General features: G+C 56.1%; 8 protein-coding genes. 3 read left to right on the top strand and 5 right to left on the bottom strand.

Annotation, left to right across the window (positions count from 1 at the left end; genetic code table 11):
• Nucleotides 1-148 precede the first annotated feature (148 nt).
• Complete coding sequence (gene metH, locus VGH19_16300) at nucleotides 149-4,009, top strand: methionine synthase (GenBank protein HEY1172931.1); 3,861 nt, start codon at nucleotides 149-151, stop codon at nucleotides 4,007-4,009.
• A 50-nt stretch (nucleotides 4,010-4,059) separates the two neighbouring features.
• Here the strand turns inward: metH and VGH19_16305 are convergent, their stop codons facing one another.
• Nucleotides 4,060-6,024, bottom strand: coding sequence for a response regulator (locus tag VGH19_16305; GenBank protein ID HEY1172932.1), 1,965 nt, complete (start codon nucleotides 6,022-6,024; stop codon nucleotides 4,060-4,062).
• A gap of 376 nt (nucleotides 6,025-6,400) precedes the next feature.
• On the opposite strand from VGH19_16305, the gene VGH19_16310 reads away from it, so the two are divergent.
• Both VGH19_16310 and VGH19_16315 read left to right on the top strand, forming a co-directional pair.
• Nucleotides 6,401-9,499: a PSD1 and planctomycete cytochrome C domain-containing protein gene (locus VGH19_16310; GenBank protein HEY1172933.1), complete on the top strand. Its 3,099-nt coding sequence runs from the start codon at nucleotides 6,401-6,403 to the stop codon at nucleotides 9,497-9,499.
• A 3-nt stretch (nucleotides 9,500-9,502) separates the two neighbouring features.
• Nucleotides 9,503-10,963, top strand: coding sequence for a DUF1501 domain-containing protein (locus VGH19_16315; protein ID HEY1172934.1), 1,461 nt, complete (start codon nucleotides 9,503-9,505; stop codon nucleotides 10,961-10,963).
• Between the two features lie 102 nt (nucleotides 10,964-11,065).
• Here VGH19_16315 and VGH19_16320 read toward each other — a convergent pair whose 3' ends face one another.
• From VGH19_16320 to secA, 4 genes are all read right to left on the bottom strand, one after another.
• On the bottom strand, nucleotides 11,066-11,962 hold the full coding sequence (locus VGH19_16320) for a metal ABC transporter substrate-binding protein (GenBank protein ID HEY1172935.1): 897 nt from the start codon (nucleotides 11,960-11,962) through the stop codon (nucleotides 11,066-11,068).
• A gap of 13 nt (nucleotides 11,963-11,975) precedes the next feature.
• On the bottom strand, nucleotides 11,976-13,598 hold the full coding sequence (locus tag VGH19_16325) for a TonB-dependent receptor (GenBank protein ID HEY1172936.1): 1,623 nt from the start codon (nucleotides 13,596-13,598) through the stop codon (nucleotides 11,976-11,978).
• Between the two features lie 107 nt (nucleotides 13,599-13,705).
• Entirely contained in the window at nucleotides 13,706-14,092 is a 387-nt protein-coding gene (locus tag VGH19_16330) for a hypothetical protein (GenBank protein ID HEY1172937.1), read from the bottom strand.
• A 75-nt stretch (nucleotides 14,093-14,167) separates the two neighbouring features.
• Nucleotides 14,168-17,233 (bottom strand): preprotein translocase subunit SecA, encoded by a 3,066-nt coding sequence (secA, locus tag VGH19_16335; GenBank protein ID HEY1172938.1) that lies wholly within the window; start codon nucleotides 17,231-17,233, stop codon nucleotides 14,168-14,170.
• Between the last annotated feature and the right edge of the window lie 33 nt (nucleotides 17,234-17,266).

Below are 17,266 nucleotides of genomic sequence, written 5' to 3' on the forward strand. Positions count from 1 at the left end.
TAATTGCAGGTTATTTGTGCCATCGTCACGAAGAGTGTTCATATCTACATATCAAGATACGTTGATTTTTAATTTGATGAAGAATCATTTCGTGTTTAGATTCAGCAGACAAATGGGTGCCAGATAAGTGGTTCCCTTTTACATAAACGTGGCTACGTCATCTAAATATACGGTTGGTTCGGGCGAGGTGCTGGAGAAGCTTCTGCGGGAGCGCATTGTCATCATCGATGGTGCGATGGGTACAACCATCCGCACGTACGGGATGAAGGAAGCGGATATCCGTGGGCAACGCTTTGCCGACTCGAAGAAGGATCTGCTGAATAACGGCGATCTCTTTTCGCTGACGCAGCCGAAGATGATCTGTGATATTCACCGCCGCTTCCTCGAGGCGGGTGCGAATATCATTGAGACGAATACCTTCTCTGCGACGAGCATCGGGCAGAGTGAATTCTTCGTGGATGATCCGCGTGAGCATGGTGGGCGGAAAGATCCGGAGTTTTACCAGAAAATCATCGACGATAAGTTCCTCAATGAACTGGCTTGGGAGATAAACGAGCAATCCGCCCGGCAATGTCGCGAGTGGGCAGATCGGATTGCGAACAAGGATGGCAAGCCGCGTTTTGTTGCTGGTGCAGTAGGACCGCTGACCGTCTCGCTCTCGAACTCACCGGATGCGGATGATGCAGGTTTCCGCGTGGTGACTTTTGACCAGGTGAAGGCGGCGTATCGCAACCAGATCCGGGCGCTCATTGCGGGTGGTTCGGATATCTTGATGGTGGAGACGATTTTTGATTCGTTGAATGCGAAAGCGGCGCTGGTCGCCATTCAGGAAATCTTTGACGAGGACAAGGTCAAGTTGCCCGTCATCATCTCTGCAGCCGTCGGGCGGGGCGGCGAAACAATGATCTCGGCGCAGACGGTGGAGGCGTACTGGAATGCGATGAAGCATATTCAGCCACTGGCGATCGGACTGAACTGCTCGCTCGGGCCGGACTTGATGAGGCCGTTCCTAGAGGAACTCGCCACGAAGTCCGATGCCTTCATCTCATGCTATCCGAATGCCGGCCTGCCAAATCCGCTCTCCCCTACTGGCTTTGACCTGAAGCCGGAGGACATGGGGAACTATCTCACGGATTTCGCGCAGGGTGGTTTGATCAACATCGCGGGCGGGTGCTGTGGTAATACGCCGGAGCATATCGCGGCGATCGCGAAGGCGCTGGAAGGGAAGCATCCACGAGAAGTGGCGGCGAAGACCGGGCGTAAAATTTTCAACGCACCCGCTTCCCCTGCTCCTTCAACGCAAGTGAATGAACCGACCAAGCCTTTACGCTTAAGCGGATCGCAGCCTTTTACGCAACAGATCGGCACGTATCTCATGATTGGCGAGCGGACGAATGTGGCGGGGTCGCCGAAGTTCGCGAAGTTAATCAAGGAAGGGAAATACGAGGAGGCAGTCAGTATCGCACGTCAGCAGGTGGAAAATGGCGCGAACGTCATCGATATCTGCATGGATGAGGGCATGATCGATGGTGTAGCCGCGATGACGCGATTCCTGCAATTGCTCGCTTCGGAGCCGGAAGTAGCGAAGGTGCCGTTCATGGTGGATTCCTCGAAGTGGGAAGTCATCGAAGCTGGCCTGAAATGCCTACAAGGCAAAGGCATCGTGAACTCCATCTCGCTGAAGGAAGGTGAGGAGAAGTTCCGCGAGAACGGGCACAAGATTTTGAAGTATGGCGCGGCGGTGGTCGTGATGGCTTTTGATGAAAACGGCCAGGCGGCGACATATAACGACAAGATCCGCATCTGCGAGCGGGCTTATAAGATATTGGTGAACGAGGTGGGCTTCCCGCCGGAAGACATTATTTTTGACCCGAACATCCTCACTGTCGCGACTGGTATCGAGGAGCATAACAACTACGGCGTGGACTTCATCGAGGCGACGCGTTGGATCAAGAACAACTTGCCGCACGCGAAGGTCAGCGGTGGTGTGTCCAACATCTCTTTCAGCTTCCGCGGTAACAATGCGGTGCGTGAGGCAATGCACAGCGCATTCCTCTATCACGCGATTGCGGCGGGCATGGACATGGGCATCGTGAATGCCGGCATGCTCGAAGTTTACGAAGAGATCGAACCGGAATTGAAAGAGCTCGTGGAGGATGTGTTGCTGAATCGTCGTCCAGATGCGACGGAGCGGCTCGTGACTCACGGTGAGAAGCTCAAGGCCGCGAGTAGCGGTGTCACTGCCAGTGCCGAGAAGAAGGAAGAAGAGTGGCGCAAGGGCACAGTGGAAGAGCGCCTCTCGCATGCCTTGGTAAAAGGCATCGATACTTACATCGATACAGACACGGAAGAAGCACGGGCGAAGCTGGGCAAGCCGCTCTCGGTGATCGAAGGGCCACTCATGGATGGCATGAGCGTGGTGGGTGACCTCTTCGGTGCGGGCAAGATGTTTCTGCCGCAAGTAGTGAAGTCCGCACGCGTGATGAAGAAAGCGGTGGCTTATCTCACGCCGTTCATGGAGGCAGAAAAAGCGGCGATGGCGGCGGCTGGTCAAACAGTCAAGGCACAAGGCAAAATCGTGCTCGCTACAGTGAAAGGCGATGTGCATGACATCGGCAAGAACATCGTGGGCGTGGTGCTGGCGTGCAATAATTTCGAAGTAATCGACATGGGCGTGATGGTGCCGTGCGAGAAGATTCTCGAACGGGCCAAACAGGAGAACGCAGACATCATAGGCCTCAGCGGATTGATCACACCATCGCTCGATGAGATGACGCATGTGGCGCGTGAGATGGAGCGTCTCGGACTCAAGACTCCCCTGCTCATCGGTGGTGCGACTACGAGTCGTGCCCATACAGCGGTGAAGATCGCTCCGCACTACAGCCAGCCGGTGGTGCATGTGCTGGATGCGAGTCGCGCGGTGCCGGTGACCACCACCCTGCTCAATCCAAATGACAAGAAGGGCTTCGTGCAGAAGCTTAACGACGATTACGAGAAGCTGCGCCAACAACATGCTGGACCACAGCAGAAGCTGATCAGCATCGAGCAAGCGCGAACGAACGCACCGAAGCTGAGCTACGAGGGATTGACGAAGCCGGAGTTCACGGGCGCACGAGTCATCGAGGACATGGACTTGGCGACGTTGCGCGGGTTCATCGATTGGTCGCCGTTCTTCCATACGTGGGAATTGCGCGGGCGTTATCCCTCCATCCTCACACACGAGAAGTATGGCGTGGAGGCGACGAAGCTGTTCAATGACGCGAACAAGTTGATGGATGAGATCATCGCGAAGAAGCTCATCCGAGCGAAGGCGGTTTACGGGTTCTTCCCGGCGAATCGCAAAGGCGCGGATGACGTGGAACTCTTCACGGATGATTCGCGCACGCAGACGCGCACGACGCTGCACTTCTTGCGTCAGCAGCATGATAAGGAAGCGGGTGTGGCGAACTGGTCGCTCGCGGATTTTGTGGCACCAGCAGGCACGGCGGATTATTTCGGTGCATTTGCAGTCACCACGGGCATCGGGCTCGATGATCTGGTGAAGAAATACAAGACAGAGCTGGATGATTACAACGCGATCATGGCGGAGGCGATCGCCGATCGTTTGGCGGAAGCATTCGCGGAGTACTTGCACAAGAAGGCGCGCGAAGAATGGGGCTACGGCAAGACAGAGAACTTGAGCAGCGAAGATTTGATCGAGGAGAAGTATCGCGGTATCCGCCCTGCCCCGGGCTATCCGGCATGCCCAGATCACACGGAGAAGCGGTTACTGTGGGAGCTGCTGGACGTGGAGAAGAAGACGGGCATCAAACTCACGGAATCGTGCGCCATGTGGCCAGGCAGTAGCGTGAGCGGATTCTACTTTGGTCACCCAGATTCAAAATTCTTCGCCGTGGGCAAATTGGAACGCGATCAGGTGCTGGACTACAGCCAGCGCAAAGGAATGACACTTGGGGAGGCTGAGAGATGGTTGGGACCGTGGTTAAACTACGATCCGGCAAAGGTGTAAATGAAAACGCCCGCCGCTGCGATTTGTGCAAACGGCGGGCACTTGAAAAATCACACCACCGTGCCGCTTTCCGTGATGATGCTGCGAACTTTCGCCAGCAACATTTCCGGAGTGTAGGGCTTTTGGATAAAGGCCGCCGGTGTTTTGCTCGTGAAACGGCTGATGACTTCGCTTTCACTGAAGCCACTCATCAACAGCACTTTTACGCCGGGCATGATCATGCGCATGGCATTGAAAGTTTGCTGACCATCCATCTTCGGCATGGTGAGATCGAGAATCACCGCCACAATCAAAGGCCGGTGTTCACGGAACACTTCGAGTCCTTCGGCACCGTCACTGGCGGTCAACACTTGGTAGCCCGCCTCCTGCAAAGCGCGGCGGCAGACGTCACGCACTGTTTCCTCGTCATCTACGACAAGCACTGTGCCGGTCGGTTTTTTAGTCGTAGTGGAATCCGCGTCCTTGCTGCGACGCGATATGGTCGTATCGTAACGTTCCTTGGCTGGCTTGAAGAAGACACGGAAAGTGCTGCCGACATCCTTGGTGCTTGAGACCGTGAGTATGCCACCCTGGCTGCGAACGATTCCCATAACTGCAGGGAGACCGAGTCCGCGACCGACGAATTTCGTGGTGAAGAAAGGATCAAACATCCGTGATTTCGTCGCCTCATCCATCCCGCAACCATCATCCTTTACTTCGAACATCACATACTCATCCTGCAATTTATCAGGTTGAAGGATGACACCGGCAAGCGCTGCTGGATCCGGCAAAACCTTGCGTGTAACAACTTTCACGATACCGGTCTTGCCGTCTAATGCTTCGATGGCATTCATCATGAGATTCATGATCAACTGGCGCATCTGCATAGGATCCCCGAGGATCGGAGGCACGCCAGGTTCACATTCAAAGATTATCTCAGCGCGGCTGGAGTAAGTGGTGCGCAACAGCGTGATGGTGTCACGCGCTATCTCATTCATGTAAACCGGTCCAAGAATGAAACGGCCGCCACCGGCATAGGCAAGCAACTGGCGGCAAAGATCGGCAGCACGTTGAGCATCCTTCTCGATGTCAGTGAGGCAAACTGTCATCTCCGCACCAGCCGCGGAATCCTCCCGCACCATGGCCGCATTGCAGATGATGCCGGTGAGCAGGTTGTTGAAATCGTGCGCGATGCCGCCAGCGAGCACGCCGAGGCTTTCCAGGCGCTGCGTTTCCTGCAAGCGATTGCGCACAAGTTCACGGTCTCTCTCGGCACGCTTGCGTTCCGTGATGTCAACAAATGCGCCGACAGCACCGCGGACACGTCCATCGCGATCGTGCAATGGCGCTGCGAAAGCAATGATGTGGCGGCGCTCGCCGTCTTGAAAAACAATGTCTTCTTCAAACTCCTCTATGTTCACGTCCTTGCTGGCAGCCACCTGAAGCGGGAGATCTTCCGGCTTCAGCCTTACCCCTTGATGCTCTATGTAAAAGTGATGCGGGGCCTCGCCAGCCGGTGCGCTGAGAGATGCGTTTTGCCCCTCCTCCACGCGCAACATCCTGGAAAGAGCGGCGTTGGATTTGATCGTTTTGCAGGCCGGGTCCTGGGCTATGCCGATGCCCACAGGCATCACTTTGAGCAAAGTCTCTAGTTCTTGTATACGTTCTTGAAGGGCCTGATTCAGGCGGCGAACTTCACTTTCTGCTGTTTTCCGCTGCTCTATCTCCTGTTGCAATTCCGCATTCATCTTTGCCATGCCCGGCAACGCCATGGCTTCAGGAAGATGCCTCATCAGGAATAGAACTGTGGCCCAGGAGGCGACAGCGGTAACTACTTTCATCAAACCGGAGATATGATAGATGGGTTTCCAGAAAATGATCGTCTCAATCAGATGCGTAAGTCCGCACGAAAGAATGAACGCCGCAAAGAGCCAGTACAGCTTCGGGTGAGTGATCTCGCTCTTTTTCTGCCGCACATAATAAGCGATCGAGAGTGGAATGGCCGCATAAGCGCCGAAAATAGCAGCGTCTGCCAAAATATGGATCCAACCATGCATCGACGTCCAGGCTCCGCACTCCCACCGTGGTGGAAAGCCCGTTGTGTCGAACAGATTGGCTATGGAAAGAAACATAAAAATAAATTTTATCACCACACACTCTCATCCTCTTGGCTGCGCATGCAGACAATACACCTCCCCCATGAAAACCACCAATCCCGGAAGGAATTTTCTATTCGTAATCCTCTCAAATGCAAGACATAGCGCACCTTTCGATATGCGCAGGAAAATACATGCTTTCGCTTAAATTCCTCCATTGTTTGTCATCTCTGATATAGTAGTCTTGGAGAAACACAAAATGCGTACTTTGATGACCGTGCTCCGGAGTCATAGGGCTTTTAACAGCTGCCATGCCTTGCTGTTAAGCTGGCCGCTGTTGTTCGTTCATTTCAACTTGCAAGCGGCTGACTCCAAGCTCGAATTCAACCGCGATATACGGCCAATTTTATCGGACAAATGTTTTTACTGCCACGGGCCGGACAAGAATCACCGCAAGGCCGACCTGCGTCTGGATGTCCGCGCTGATGCCATCGCGGCTAAAGCCATCATCCCGGGCAAACCGGACGAGAGCGAATTGATCGTCCGTGTCTTCACCACGAATGCAGACGATCTCATGCCTCCGCCGGAGGCGCATAAGACTCTGACTGCCACCCAAAAGGAGATGCTGAAAAAATGGGTGGCACAAGGTGCAGAGTATCAGGAGCACTGGGCATATCTTCCGCCCCAGCGCACGACTCCTCCAACTGTTGCCGATACCAAATGGACGCGCACGCCGGTGGATAATTTCATCGCGGCCAGATTGACCGAGAGCAAGCTAACGCCATCCGCCGAAGCTGATCGTCGCACCCTGCTCCGCCGTCTCAGTCTCGATCTCACCGGCTTGCCGCCCACAGTGGCGGAAGTGGAAGCGTTCCTGAGGGATAAAGACCCGAAGGCTTATGAGAAACAGGTGGAACGTCTCCTGCGCTCTCCACACTACGGCGAGCGCATGGCGGTGCCGTGGCTGGACGCCGTGCGTTTCACGGACACCGTCGGCTATCACGGTGACCAGAACCAGAACATCTTCCCCTATCGCGAATACGTCATCAATGCGTTCAATAACAACAAGCGCTTCGACCAGTTCACAATCGAGCAGCTTGCCGGGGACCTGCTGCCGAATCCGACCACGGAGCAGATCATCGCCACCGGTTTTAACCGCCTGAACATGATGACGCGCGAAGGCGGTGCCCAGGCCAAAGAGTATCTGGCCAAGTATGCGGCTGACCGTGTGCGCACCGTTGGCACGGCTTGGCTTGGTTCCACGCTGGGTTGCGCCGAATGCCATGACCACAAGTTTGACCCGTTCACGGCCAAAGATTTTTACGCCATGGCGGCTTACTTCTCGGATGTGAAACAATGGGGCGTTTACAGCGATTACAAATACACGCCTGAGCCGGAGCTTAAAGGCTTCAACAACGAGTTCCCCTTCCCGCCGGAGATGCAAGTGAGCAGCCCTTATCTGAAGGAACGCTCACAGGAACTGCGCTTCAAGCTGCAAGCCATCGCCGATGTCTCCGCTCGCGAAGTGGACAAGGATGCTTACAAGCAATGGCGCGAGCAAAGCCTGATCTGGTTGAAGAAAAATCCGAGCGGCTGGAACTCGCCCGCCGACATCGCCATCAGCACGGAAAACCTGACCAAGAAAAACGCCAAAGATAAGAAAGCCGTAGCCAAACAGGCGGATTTCTTGAGCGTGACAAATGCAAGGACGGAAGCGGATGGCAGCATTCTTTTTGCCGCGAAACGCAACGGCAGCGACCGTTACGAGATCACCCTGCCGGACATGGACCTGGCTGCTCTGCGGCTGGAATTGCTCCCTGCCTCTGCCGATAAGCCGGGCATCCTCCTTAAGGATGCCACTGCGGCCAACATCAAGTTCAAGGCCGCCTTGAAACGTGCGGGTGAAACCAAGACGGAGCCATTGACCATCGACCACGGCATGGCCAGCCAGTGGGATGAACGCTATAAAGATGGAGCCGCCATCATCGGTGTGCGCGACATGTGGAAGGTATCCAGCAAACATCTGCAAGAGCCACAGACCGCTGTTTGGCAGTTCCAAGCGATCAAGCAGGTGAAAGCGGGCGATGTGCTCGAACTCACCTTGGATGAGAACCCGGCCGCTCGCGTGCGTTGGTCGGTAGCTCCTTTTGCCAATTTGAATCCGCTGGCACCTTTGACGGATGCAGCCGCATTGCTGAACAAGCACAAATCACTGGCGAAATCTGCGGATCTGGCAGAACTCTTCCTGCTGAGTACACAGTCAGACACGAATGCCTTAAAGGAATTCCGGCAAACGCGAACGGATTGGCTGGAATGCCGCGATGGTCAGGCGCAAACGCTTATCACCGTCGCCTGGCAGCCCAGAGATGTCCGCGTTCTACCACGTGGCAACTGGCAGGACGACAGCGGCAAGGTCGTCTCCCCTTACCCGCCGGAGTTTTTGATCCAGAAGAAATCGGATGATTCCCGCCGCCTTAACCGGCTGGATCTCGCCCGCTGGATCGTTTCTCCAGAAAACCCTCTGACCGCCCGTGTCATCATGAACCGGTTGTGGAAACAGTTCTTCGGCAATGGCCTGTGCAACAGCATCGAAGACTTGGGCGCGCAAGGTGAATGGCCCTCGCATCCTGAGCTGTTGGACTGGCTGGCGGTCGAGTTCCGCGAGAGCGGCTGGGACTACCGGCACATGGTGCGCCTCATGGTCAATTCAGCAGCCTACCGCCAGAGCTCCAATCTGAAGAAGGAAGTGATCGAAGCTGATCCGGAGAACCGCTTGTTGGCGTCACAGAATCCGCGCCGTCTGGATGCGGAGTTCGTGCGGGATAACGCCCTCTTTGTCGCCGGTCTTCTGAATCTCGATATCGGTGGGCCCAGTGCCAAGCCCTATCAACCGCCGGGATACTACGAGAGCCTGCAATTTCCGGACCGCGATTACATCGCCCACTTGGATGATCGCCAGTATCGCCGCGGTCTCTACATGCACTGGCAGCGCACTTTCCTGCATCCCATGCTGGCAAATTTTGATGCGCCCTCTCGCGAGGAATGCACCGGTGTGCGCGTTGCCTCCAACACGCCACAACAGGCGTTGACCTTGCTGAACGATCCCTCCTTCGTGGAAGCCGCCCGGGTGCTCGCGCAGGAAGTGATGGAATCTTCCAAGAATGACTCACGCCGTCTTGAAACAACTTTCAAGCGTACACTGGCTCGCGAACCGAAGGAGGCCGAGAAGAAATCGCTCCTCGCATTGCTGAAGCAACAGGAGTCCTTTTACCAAGGGGCCGCAGCCGAGGCGGAAAAGTTGCTGGAGGTCGGCAATTCACCCCGGAACACCGCGCTGCCCGCTCATGAACACGCGGCGTGGACCTCGGTCTGCCGTGTCATCCTGAACTTGCACGAAACCATCACCCGCTATTGACGTATGAACTGGCCCAACTTTTTCAGTTCCGAGTATCACGCCAGCTTGAACCGCCGCACGTTCCTGACACGCAGCGGTCTTGGCCTTGGCTCGCTCGCCTTTGGTTCCCTGCTCTTTCGCAATGGTCAGCCGGTGATGGCGGCCGATGTCCCCCGCAGCTCAGGCAGCGGCGGCATCATCCATCCACCGCACTATCCGGTGAAAGCGAAGCGCGTCATCCACCTTTGCATGGCGGGCGGTCCTTCCCAGGTGGAGACGTTTGATCCCAAGCCCGAGCTGAAGAAGCTCGATGGCCAGCCATTTCCAGAATCGCTGACGAAAGGGCAGCAACTGGCGCAGTTGCAAGGCACCACGCTGAAAGCGCGCGGTTCCTTCGTGGACTTCAAGAAACACGGCAAATCCGGCCAGGAAATCTCCGATCTGTTCCCGCACATCGCGGGGATCGCTGATGACATCTGCATCGTGCGCTCCATGGTCACAGAGCAGATCAACCATGATCCGGCGCACGCGTTCATGAATTCCGGCTCAATCCTCAAGGGCCGTCCCAGCATGGGTTCCTGGCTGCTCTATGGTCTGGGCGCGGAAACGGACAGCCTGCCGGGTTTTGTAGTGCTCGTTTCCCAAGGCAAGGGCGGCGGTGCGCAACCGGTCTCGGCCCGTCAATGGTCCAGCGGCTTTTTGCCCAGCCGCTTTCAAGGCATCCAATTTCAATCGAAGGGCGATGCGGTGCATTATGTCGGTAATCCCGATGGAGTTTGCCAGAGCACACAACGGCAGTTGGTCGAAGAGATCAACCGCCTGAACGGCCAGCTTGCGCAGGATCGCCTGGACCCGGAAATCCAGACGCGCATGAGCCAGTATGAGATGGCCTTCCGCATGCAAACATCCGTGCCTGAATTGACGGACTTCAAGCAGGAGCCCAAGCACATCCTCGATCTCTACGGCGTGAAGGAACCGGGCGATGGCAGCTTTGCTTCAAACTGTCTCCTGGCGCGTCGTCTCGCAGAACGCGGTGTGCGCTTCATCCAGCTTTATCATCGGGCATGGGACCACCATGGTGACATCGAGAAGAACATGCCCAAGGCGGCTTTGGAGACCGATCAAGCCAGCGCGGCGTTGGTGAACGATCTGAAGCAACGCGGCCTGCTGGATAACACGTTCATCATCTGGGGCGGCGAATTCGGCCGTACGCCGATGGGCCAGGGTACGGGTCGCGATCATCACATCCTCTCCTTCTCACTGTGGATGGCCGGTGGCGGCATCAAGCCGGGCACTACTTACGGAGCCACCGATGAGTTCGGATATCGTGCGGTTGAGAATATCGTGCATGTGCGCGACCTGCACGCGACCATGCTTCACCTTTGCGGCATTGATCACAACCGTTTCAGTGTGAAGTTCCAGGGGCTCGACGCCAAGCTCACAGGTGTGGAACAGGCCAAGGTTATCAAAGCGATCTTGGCCTGAGAAACAAAGAGCGGCACGATGCTGCCGGGTAAGCGCAAGCGGTCGTATGAAGCAGAAACCGTTTCGCCACAGCACCATGCCGCCAATTGTTCGCCGTTGCTTTTACTTCAAAGCGGCAGCGACTGACTTCACGTTGTAATCCAACAGCTTGATATAGTCTCCGGCTTGATCGTTTCCACCAACGAGTATCGGAAGATAAAGCACCTTCGCGCCTACATTAGTCGCGACATACTCGGAGGTTTTCTTAGACCGGTTCGGCTCCACGATCACCAATCGTACACCCGCTTCCTTCATCTTGGGAATGAGTGTGCTGATATACGTCGGTGAAGGCTCAATGCCGGGTTTAGGCTCAATTTGACCAGCAACCACCAATCCAAATCGCTTGGCGAAGTACTCGAATGATTTGTGATAGGTGACAACTTTGATGCCTTGGAATGATTGAAGCGATCCGCTCCATTCTTTTGTTTTGGCATCAAGCGCTGTTTCGAAATCGCTCAAGTTCTTGGAATAAACTCCCGCATTTGCTGGATCTACCTTGGAAAAATGCGCGGCCAGATGCTTGGCTACAATCTTTCCATTGTCCGGGTTCAGAAGGTAATGGGGATTGCCGGCAGCATGGACATCCCCTTGAGAACGATCCACCTTGCCTTCCGGCATTTCCAACATAGCCACACCTTCCGAGGCATCCACCCTGCCCTCTCCGCCGCGGATGATCTTTCGATTGCGCGCTCCATCAACCAAGGGAGGCAGCCAGCCGATCTCAAGATCCGCTCCTCCTTCGATCAACACGTCTGCCTTGTTCAGGATGCGCGCGAAGCTCGGCTTTGCATCCACGAAATGCGGATCTTCAGTGCCGCGTGCCAGATTTGTCACATGCACTTTGTCTCCACCAACGGCAATTGCGATGGAGCCGAGGTCTGGGGTGGTGGCCACGACTTCCAGCGCAGCCTGTGCATTCAGTGCGATAAGCAAGCAAAGAAACACGAACAATTTTTTCATACGAGTTCAGGTTTTAGAATTTATGCGCTGCATGAGCACCAAGCACGAACTCGAATTGCAACCAGACGGAGTGATCGATGCCGATGTCCGTGCGGTCGTCGTAATTATACTGCAACCGGACCTTGGAGAACTCGGTCGGGAACCAGGTCAGATTCGGTGAGACACGATAACGCGTCGCACGGAACTTGTCGAAGACACCGTTGAAACCGCCGGTGCCGTCCGGTTCCAGCAAGCCCATCGTCTGATACGAGGCCACATCGCCGGTCACATAGTCGAAGCGCAACCCCGCCACCCAGCCTTTGCGGAAGCCATAGGTCAACTGGCTGTAGAGACCGTAATCCGTCAATTTTTCCGCCGGCAAGATGGCCGGCAAACCGGTGACCGGATCAAACAACTGGCCCACATCAGGATTGCCATCGCCATCCTCATCCGCGAGCAGGCCGTCCGCGTCTTCATCCCAATCGAACGAGCCGGTGCCGTACTTGCGCATCATGGCCTCGGTCTGGAATTGCACGAACGGGAAACCGCCGGAGTGATTCTCCGGTTTCCATTTCCAGGTGAGATCCACTCCATAGATCTCCGTGCGCGTGTTCTCACCGCCGCCGCCATTGGCATTGGGACCGAAGGCGCCGGACACACCAAGCAACAATGTCTGGTTGTCCGTCAGGTTGAACGAAGTCGCCAGACGCGGCGTAATGAGCAAGTCATCGAAACGTTTCATGCCTCGATTGTTGTCCGCATGGCGGAAAGTGAAGGGAATGCCCTCAGCCTCTTCACCGCCATGGGAATGCCCGCCATCACTGCGGAAGCCCGTGGCTGTGGCTCCCTGGCTGTTCTGCAAGCCAAGGAAGAATTCCGTGTACCAAGGTGTCGGCGCGAGCCAGGAAAGACGCGCACCGGGATTGCGCAAGCCATCCGCCCCGAGGAAACGGGCATTCACCAGCGGCGCATCCACAAAGGACCACGAATGCGGGTGCTGCGTATTGATGCGACCGAACTCCGACAGATATTGACCCGCACGAATCTGAAAATTGCCCGGCAGAGCGATGGATTCCAGCCAGGCTTCCTCCAGCTCCACAAAGGTTTCCCCTTCCCCGTCGATGGCGAAGAGCACATTCGCATTCCCCCGAAAGTATGGGTCCACGGCACCGGTGAAATTCGCTTCCAACCCCTGGAACGTGAAGCCGCGCTGGTTCGGGTCGTGACCGCCGATCTGCAAATCATCCAGGTCATTGGCGGTGGAACTGCCCGCGGCAAAAGTGCCGACCAGACCGATGTCCATAAAGGCAGCGCCCTTACGAAGACGGATGGGATCCGTGATACGCCAGGGCTGATCCATCACGGCATCCCCGGTCTTGGCAGTGCCTTCAGCAGGCATGGTGGCGACCTGCTGCTTGATGGTCTGTTGTTCCTGGGTGATGACCGTCTGGTTCTGCTTCAACATCTGAAGCTGCTGTTCCAGCGATTGGATCTGCTGACGTTGCAATTCCTGCTGCTTGCGGAACTCCTCCTGCATCTGCTGGAGCTGCTTTTGCAGTTGCTCCACGGACGGCGCGTTGTTCTGGGCATGGGTCTGGCCACACAGGACCGAGAGCATCAAAGCGGACGATACGGCTACGAGAGATTTCTTGTTCATATTTCCTGACTGCGCGGGCAGCGAACACTGCCAGCGTCTGGGTTCATCATTCGGTTTTTTGCTGACGTGAAGAGGACATCTCCCGGCGTCAGCAAGCCGAGGGATGCTCAGGAAACAGAAGCGATGGGCGGGGCCCGGCCGGACCAGAGGGTCATGATGACCACGGCATAGTCCACACTGTGCGGGCAGTCGATCTCGGCCACCGGCACGAACTCAGGCGGCGGCAAAGGTGCAAAAAAGAAATCGAACGCTACGGAAGCCGAACGGTAGAAGCAGATCGCGCAATGCTCGCTGCTCTGGGACTCATCACTGTCATGGTGGTGATGCGCATCCCCCGCGTGATAATGATGGTCGTGATGGTGATGAGCATCATGATGCTCATGCGCCCCATGCACGCCGTTCAAGCTGAGCACACCGGCCACCAGCAGCCAAAACGCCAGCAGGGCTCCGAAGCCCGGACGACGCAGCAGCCAGTTGATACGGCGTAAACTCATTTGCAATTCGTTTGCAATTAAACCACAAAACCCCGGACACGCAAGTTCTTTGTGTCCGGATGAAATAGGAACGGCTTAGCCGTTCTTGCCGCAGCAATGCTTGAACTTCTTGCCGCTGCCGCAAGGGCATGGATCGTTGCGGCCCACTTTGGGACCGGTGCGCACGGGCTTGACCTTGGACATCGCCTCCGTCGCCTCATTGACCATCTCACTGCCCTCGCCCGCCTGCTGTTTCGATTCCGCAAAGGCACTGGAGGGCTGTTGGTGCAGCGTCTGCTTCGGCAGGTTCAGCATGAACTGCTCAAACGCCATGAAGCTGGACGCACTGCGGAAGATGTTGTGGCAGGCTTCCGTCTTGATGCTGTCCATCAACTCCTCGAACAGCTTGAATGCCTCCGCCTTGTACTCGATCAACGGATCGCGCTGGCCGAATTGACGCAGGCCGATCGCGGTGCGCAAGCCATCCATCGTGTAGAGATGCTCCTGCCACAGCTTGTCGATGGCGCTCAGAATCGTGTAACGCTCGATCGCCTTCAGCGCATTCTTGTCCTGCTCGTACTGGACTTTGATCATGTAGGCGTCACGGACGGCCTTGATGATGAAAGTGCAGACGGAAAGCTGCTCGGCGCTCAAACCATCAAAGACCGAGCCCGCCACGGGTTGCTGATCCCCGGCATTAGCCGCTTTGAGGATCTCTTCTTCGGGGATGCCGACCGGGAAATTCAGGTTCGCCCATTCGGCCAGCGCGCGGATGTTCCACATGTCCGGCCCTTCCTCATGCGAGGTGTTTTGCTGCACCTTGGAGATGACCACTTCCTCCATGATGTCCAGCAAACGGTCCTGCACATCGTCCGACTGGATGATCTCATTGCGGAAGCCGTAGAGGACTTCACGCTGCTTGTTCATCACGTCGTCATACTCCAGCGTGCGTTTGCGCTGCTGGAAGTTGTGCTGTTCGACGCGTTTCTGGGCCGTCTCGATGGAGCGGTTCAGCAATGGATGTTCCAACTCCTGCCCTTCTTCCAGGCCCACCCGTTCCATCAGCTTGCTGATGCGGTCAGAACCGAAGAGACGCATGAGATCGTCTTCCAACGAGATGAAAAAGTGCGAGGAACCCGGATCGCCCTGGCGCGCACAACGGCCGCGCAACTGGCGGTCGATACGGCGGGACTCATGACGCTCCGTGGCGATGACGTGCAAACCGCCCAATTCGGAAACACCCGGCCCCAATTTGATGTCCGTACCACGACCGGCCATGTTCGTGGCGATGGTCACAGCGCCGCGCTGCCCGGCACGGGAAACGATCTCAGCCTCCTGCTCGTGATACTTGGCGTTCAACACCGCGTGCACGATGCCTTCCTTCTTGAGGATACGAGAAAGGAACTCGCTGACCTCGACGGAGATCGTACCGACCAGAATCGGGCGACCAATCTTGTGGATTTCCTGGATCTCCTTTAGGACGGCGGCGAATTTCTCGCGACGTGTCTTATACACCGTGTCGTGCTTGTCATTGCGCAGGCACGGACGGTTGGTCGGAATGACCAGCACACCCAGCTTGTAGATGTCGAAAAATTCCTGCGCTTCCGTCTCCGCCGTACCGGTCATGCCGGCCAGCTTGTGATACAGGCGGAAGTAATTCTGGATCGTGATGGTCGCGTAGGTCTGCGTCTCTTCCTCGATGGTGACGCCTTCCTTCGCTTCCACGGCCTGATGCAAGCCCTCGCTCCAACGGCGGCCCGTCATCTTGCGGCCCGTGTTCTCATCCACGATAACCACCTTGTTGTCCTCCACGACGTACTGAACATCCTTCTCGTAGAGGCAGTAGGCTTTCAGCAACTGGGCGATGCTGTGGATGCGTTCGGCCTTGGCCTCGAACTCGCCCTGAATCTTCGTCTTCAGTTCAGCCCGCTTGCGGACATCCTGCTCGGGGCCGTTGTCGATCTCATGATACGCGCTCACGATGTCAGGCATCATGAACGCATCCGGATCTTGCGGACTCAGGAATTCACGGCCTTTTTCCGTCAAATCTGCTTCATGGCTCTTCTCCTCGATGGCAAAGAACAACTCTTCCTTCTGCGCGTAGAGCTCTTTCTTCGTCTGGTCGGAGTGCAGTTCCAAGTCTACCTTGTTCAGCATCCGCAGATTTTCGGCATCCTCCAGTAGACGCGCCAGACCTTCAGCCTTGGGCTGGCCTAAGCGCACGCGATACAGCAAGACGCCGATCTCTCTTTCTAAATTCCCTTTATCGCCTTCGATGCCTCCGCCCTTGAGCTTTTTGACGAGTTGTTCGGCCTCATCGATATAGCGGCTGCACAAACGGCGTTGCGATTGCACCAGTGCTTCGATCCCCGGTTTAAGCACCTCGTAAATCTTATTGTCGCGGGCCACGACCGCAGGACCGCTGATGATGAGCGGCACGCGCGCTTCATCGATCAAGATGGAGTCCACTTCATCCACGATGGCGAAGTAATGTCCGCGCTGCACCTGGTCTTCCTTGCGCGTGGCCATGCCATTATCGCGCAAATAATCGAAACCGAACTCAGCATTGGTGCCGTAAGTGATGTCGCAATTGTATTGCTCGCGACGCACGCCAGGCGGCTGGTCATGGAGGATGCAACCGACAGTCAAACCGAGAAAGCGATACACCGCCCCCATCCAGTCACTGTCACGGGCCGCGAGATAATCATTCACCGTCACTACGTGCACACCACGACCGGACAAAGCATTCAGATACGTCGGCAACGTACCGACGAGCGTCTTACCTTCGCCCGTGGCCATTTCCGCGATCATCCCGTTGTGCAGGCCCATACCACCGATCAACTGTACATCGAACGGCACCATCTCCCAGCGCAAGGCATGGTCACGCACCATGATGTCCTTGCCGCAAAGACGGCGGCAGGCATTCTTCACCACGGCAAAAGCCTCAGGCAGAATGGCTTCAAGCTCGCGCTTGAGCTGGCCGTTATCCTGTATCTGGGATAACTTTTGCTTCCAGAAAGCGGTCTTTTCGCGCAGAACTTCGTCCGGCTTGGACTGCAACTCCTTCTCCAGCTCGTTAATCTTGGCGACTATCGGCTGCATGCGCTTGATCTCGCGCTCGTTTTTGGAGCCAAAAATTTTCTTAAGTACTAACCCTATCATGTGTCTTACGTCCGGTTATATCGGAAGGCAAAC

It is taken from the genome of Verrucomicrobiia bacterium, from assembly GCA_036405135.1.
Taxonomy (GTDB): domain Bacteria; phylum Verrucomicrobiota; class Verrucomicrobiia; order Limisphaerales; family JAEYXS01; genus JAEYXS01.